Below are 4,196 nucleotides of genomic sequence, written 5' to 3'. Positions count from 1 at the left end.
ATTTGTTCTCTTCTGCAAGTCTTCTTTTTTCCAGCACCCTTTTTATAGAAAGGAGGAGATCGTCATTCTGAAACGGCTTTACTATGTAGTCATAAGCACCTTTTCTCATTGCCTCTACTGCATTGTCAACAGATGCAAAGGCGGTCATCACTATCACATCCGAATCAGGATTAATCTTTTTTACCTCTTCAAGAAACTCCACACCGTTCATCTCCGGCATGTAGAAGTCTGTTATGACAAGGTCGAAATTATCTTTTTTAAAGGCGCTTAATGCATTTAGAGGGCTGTTTTCGGCTACGACCTTAAACCCTTCTTTCTGAAGAATCCTTGTAAGCAGTTGGCATGCACCCTGGTCATCGTCAACGACCAATATACGTGTCATCTGTTCGCCTCATCGGTGGTCTCAAAAGGTGCTTCGCGGTTGTCTGTAAGTGTTTGCGAAGGCAGGAATATTCTGAATGTCGAGCCTCTGCCGGCATCGCTCTCCACATATATTTCTCCCCCGTGCTCTTTTATTATGCCGTATGATATGGAGAGACCCAGTCCCGTGCCGTCTTTCTTTGTAGTGTAAAACGGCTGAAATATCTTTTTCCGGTCTTCATCTGGAATGCCTGTACCGGTGTCTGATATGGCTGCCTCGACCCCTCCGTTTGCATTTCTTGTCATTGTTTTCAGTTCCCCGCCTTCCGGCATGGCCTGCACTGCATTGAGGATAATGTTAAGAAAAACCTGTTTTAATTGCAAGTGGTCGGCCTCTATCTGGACGAGTTTAGTATCCATGTCCTTTTTAATGACTATCTTTTTCATTGACGGCTGGTATTCTATGAGCGACAGTGTTTCATTGATTATATTATTTATGTCTGTCAGTCTTTCTTCGTGTTTTTGCGGTTTTGCAAAATTAAGGAGTCCCTGAACGATTTTCTTGCATCTCATAGCCTCCTGCTCAATAACTTTCAGGTCTCCTTTTACTGGACTGTTATTATCTGTTTCGGAAATTGTCAACTGGACAAATCCAATTATAGTATTAAGGGGCGTGCTTATTTCATGCGAGACGCCTGCTGCCAATGTGCCGATGGCTGCAAGGGTTTCTGCCCTTACCATGTTTTCCTGTGTGAGTCTCAGCTTCTCGGTCGCTTCTTTCACCTTTTTCTCGAGCTCCTCATTAAAACCCTGAAGTGTATGGAGTAGCCTGTCCTTCTCCTCGTTCATTGCACTCAGTCTCTCTGTCATATTGTTAAATGCCTTCGCCATGAAACCTATTTCATCTTTCGTATTTACATCCACCCTTTGCGAAAAATCACCTGAACCTATTTTTTGAATTCCCTTTATCAACGAATTTACAGGTATCGTAATGCCCCTGATGACGGCAATAAATATAATCAGGGAAAATATAAGTGTCAGGAATATGATGACAAAAATGGCTATCTGTGAGCGATTTATAAGGATGTTCCTCTTGTTTTTTATTTCATCTCTCATCTTGTCTGCTGCATGCCTCACCTTCTCAAGAAGCTCTGTTATGGTATTGCCCTTTGGCGTTGCGGCACTTTCCAGAAATTTAATCTGACTCTCGTCGTTTGTCGTGATGAGGATGCTCACATCTTCCTTATAATCCTTTATGAGATTTTTTATTTCCGAAAAAATCCGGTAAGAGAGGTCAGTCTTTCCTCTATTTTTGAGTGGCACTGCATGCAGGCAACGTCATTCAGGTGGGTGGCGTATTGTCTTGACAGGAAGTCCATGTTTTCATCGAATGATTCGATGTGGTTTACAAGGGCTTGTTTTTAATTTCGTCATAGATAAAACCGTAGCTGTCAAGGAGTTTTATCTTTACATTTACATCGAGGGCATTGGAAAGATATTCTGCGAGGGGTTTGTATCGTTTTTTCTGTTCAAATACATTCTGCTCGGGAAGTATTGCAATGGTTATGGTCTTTTCCCTTATCTTCTGCGGCCTGACAGTGTCGGTTTCCGGGGTAGTGCCGGTGCAGGAAAACAGCAGCAGAAGAAATCCTGCCAAGAGCCTCATAGACTTCATGTTTAATTATACCAGAACTATAAAACTCTCTTGTATTGCATTGCCTTTAAGATGCGCTCTTTGGCAATGGCCTCTGCTGCCTGCCGGGGAAGGATGTTTTCTTTAAAGGTCTTTTCGAGGATTAATTTTGTATTTTTCTTGATGCGCTCGGATATGGCGCCAAATGCCTCTCTTTCCGATTTCTTTGCATACTCCATTGCAGCCATTATTACGCCGCCAGCATTGGCAATGAAATCAGGCACTGAAAGGATTCCTTTTTTATGCAGTGTTTCCTCTGCTTCTTTTGTTATGGGGATATTTGCACCCTGAAGGATCAATTTCGCTTTTACGCCTTCGACATTGTCTTTGCCTATAACATCGGGCGTTGCAGCAGGGATTAGGATATCACAGGGTGTCATAAAAAGCTCCTCACATTTTTTGACAGTCCCTTTTTTGTAGTGGATGACGCTTCCTTTTTCCTCTTTTAGATCCAGCAACTCTTTAACATCCAGACCATCTGGATTACAGATGCTTCCCTTTGTGTCGCTTGCTGCAACGACTATTGCTCCTTTTTCTGAAAGGAATTTTGCAGCAGCCTTGCCGACGCTCCCGAACCCCTGAATGGCAACCTTTGCGCCTTTCAATTCAATATTCGCATATGGACACGCGATCTCTGCACATTCAGATAATCCAAATCCGGTTGCGCCGAGCTTATCGAGGGGAAGTCCTCCAATCTCTTCAGGAAGTGCAGTAGCCCTTCCTATCTCATCATAAATCCATGCCATGCATTCCTCGTTGCTTCCCATATCTGGGCCGGGGATGTATTCATGAAGGTCTTTTATTGCCTGAGAAAATATCCTGAAGTAATGCTCTTTTTTGGGATCTCCGGGGTCAGCGATTATACCTGCCTTTCCTCCGCCGTGGGGAAGCCCTGCAACAGCGTTCTTCATTGTCATTGTTCTGGCAAGCCTTTTTACTTCTTCGGTAGAGACATCCTGTGAGACCCTCACGCCTCCAATGGAAGGGCCGAGAGCAACATTGTCCACGACAACTATTGCGTGAAAATTGGACACAGGGAAGAAAAGTTGGATCACCTTTGAAGGCCCTATGTCCTGAATTTCTTCTATCATAATTCCCTCTATTCTTAGATTTGAAAAAATTATAACTTAAAATCGGGCGGGTTTCAAATTTTTAGATAGGCTCCGTATCCCTTGTCTTAAGAAGATCGTGAAAAAACTTTTTAGCAGTCTTTATTATCACACAATGTGTTATAATATTACATGGGCATAATTACCAAAAAAATAGGTGGAAAAGAATACGCATATCTTGCAGTAAGGGAAGGCAAAAGGGTGGTTCACAAATACATCGGCGCTGCCGGACATCCGAAAGTAATGAAAATGGTCGCTGAAAAAAGCGAGGCGTCGTCCATCCCCGAACGGTTCCGCTTTCTCTTCTGGGATACAAACCCCGGCAAAATACATCTGAAAGGAAATGCCAGATATGTTATAGAGAGGGTGCTTGAGTTCGGCGGACTGAATGCGGTGGAATGGCTGCAAAGGGTATACCCTGTTCAGACCATTCTCGATGTATTGACCCTCAGCAGGAATATAAGCGAGAAATCGAGAAATTTCTGGAAAATCTGGTTTGGAGCGCAGGATGCATAAGGAATGTCTTCCTGAAAAGGGTTGGAAGGTTTTGAGGGAACTAAAGGTTATGCTTGCAAAGAGAGGCACGATACTGGCCGGCGGAACGGCACTGGCGCTTCATATCGGACACAGGATATCCATAGATTTGGATTTCTTTACAAATAAGGAGTTTAAAGTCGAGCCGGTTATTTCAGAAATAAGGAAGACCGGCCTTGGTTTCAGTATCATCGCAGAAGGAGATGGGTATATCACAGCGAATATAGAGGACACAAAATTCTCTCTTTTTAGATACGAATATCCGTTTCTGGATAAGCCCGCAGTTTATAAAGGGATTCAGGTGGCTGGAGTTTTTGATATTGCTTCCATGAAGGTCATTGCCATAAGCCAGAGAGGGACAAAAAGAGATTTTGTTGACCTATATTTTATTTTGCAGGACATCCCGTTCCATAAATTGGCCGACCATATGGTAAAGCGCTTTGGAAAGGAGAGGATAAATCCTGTTCATATAGGCAAGTCGCTGGTTTATTTTTCCGATG

At 43.3% G+C, this 4,196-nt stretch carries 6 protein-coding genes; 2 read left to right on the top strand and 4 right to left on the bottom strand.

Annotation, left to right across the window (positions count from 1 at the left end; genetic code table 11):
- The 4 genes from V7L97_RS11610 to V7L97_RS11595 form a co-directional block, all read right to left on the bottom strand.
- The coding region (locus V7L97_RS11610) for a sigma-54-dependent transcriptional regulator (protein ID WP_333656151.1) at nucleotides 1–382 on the bottom strand (382 nt) is incomplete at its 3' end.
- The gene (locus V7L97_RS11605) at nucleotides 379–1,683 is read right to left on the bottom strand and encodes a sensor histidine kinase (RefSeq protein WP_333656149.1); all 1,305 of its coding nucleotides are present in this window, start codon (nucleotides 1,681–1,683) and stop codon (nucleotides 379–381) included. The genes V7L97_RS11605 and V7L97_RS11610, both read right to left, overlap by 4 nt.
- A gap of 82 nt (nucleotides 1,684–1,765) precedes the next feature.
- Nucleotides 1,766–2,026 carry a hypothetical protein gene (locus V7L97_RS11600; protein ID WP_333656146.1) on the bottom strand — a complete coding sequence of 87 codons (261 nt, stop codon included), beginning with the start codon at nucleotides 2,024–2,026 and terminating at the stop codon, nucleotides 1,766–1,768.
- Nucleotides 2,027–2,052: 26 nt separating this feature from the next.
- Complete coding sequence (locus tag V7L97_RS11595; protein WP_333656144.1) at nucleotides 2,053–3,144, bottom strand: Glu/Leu/Phe/Val family dehydrogenase; 1,092 nt, start codon at nucleotides 3,142–3,144, stop codon at nucleotides 2,053–2,055.
- Between the two features lie 150 nt (nucleotides 3,145–3,294).
- Here V7L97_RS11595 and V7L97_RS11590 point away from each other — a divergent pair, with 150 nt between their 5' ends.
- Nucleotides 3,295–3,678, top strand: coding sequence for a DUF6922 domain-containing protein (locus V7L97_RS11590; protein WP_333656142.1), 384 nt, complete (start codon nucleotides 3,295–3,297; stop codon nucleotides 3,676–3,678).
- A partial coding sequence (locus V7L97_RS11585; RefSeq protein WP_333656139.1) for a nucleotidyl transferase AbiEii/AbiGii toxin family protein occupies nucleotides 3,671–4,196 on the top strand: 526 nt, incomplete at its 3' end. The genes V7L97_RS11590 and V7L97_RS11585, both read left to right, overlap by 8 nt.

Source organism: Dissulfurispira sp. (genome assembly GCF_036745535.1).
Lineage (GTDB): Bacteria > Nitrospirota > Thermodesulfovibrionia > Thermodesulfovibrionales > Dissulfurispiraceae > Dissulfurispira.
Note: the sequence above shows the minus strand (reverse complement) of the source record. Positions and strands in the feature narration are given on the sequence as shown.